Source organism: Corallococcus llansteffanensis, assembly GCF_003612055.1.
In the GTDB taxonomy this organism is placed as follows: Bacteria; Myxococcota; Myxococcia; order Myxococcales; family Myxococcaceae; genus Corallococcus; species Corallococcus llansteffanensis.
Window position 1 is genome coordinate 1 of record NZ_RAWB01001212.1, and the last position, 417, is coordinate 417.

General features: G+C 62.1%; 1 protein-coding gene. It reads left to right on the top strand.

Annotation, left to right across the window (positions count from 1 at the left end):
- Positions 1-222 precede the first annotated feature (222 nt).
- On the top strand, positions 223-417 hold a 195-nt coding region (locus tag D7V93_RS44210), incomplete at its 3' end, for a hypothetical protein (protein ID WP_147451744.1).

The window sequence follows — 417 nt, forward strand, 5'->3', positions numbered from 1 at the left end:
GTCCCCAATTCAGCGTGAGTGTGTGCCTGCGTGCACGACGTTCCGCGCGGCCCTAAAGTGCGGCGTTCCTGCCACATCCCGCCGGTCTGCTGCCATCAAGCGGGTGTTTTGCACATGCTAAACTCCCGCCTTTGCGCCAACCCTTTCCGGGCCGTTGTGCTGCCTGTGTTTCGCGGTCTTTCTTGACGCGCTCCCCGGGTGGCTCGCCGGCCCTAGCCATCGATGATCACGGGCCTTCTCAAGAAGATTTTCGGCAGCCGTAATGAACGGCTGATCAAACAGTACCGCCGCAAGGTGGCGCAGATCAATGCGCTCGAGCCCAAGTTCGAAGCGCTCACCGATGCCGAGCTGCAGGCCAAGACCGAAGAATTCCGCCAACGCTTTGCCAAGGGCGAGACGCTCGACGCGCTCCTGCCC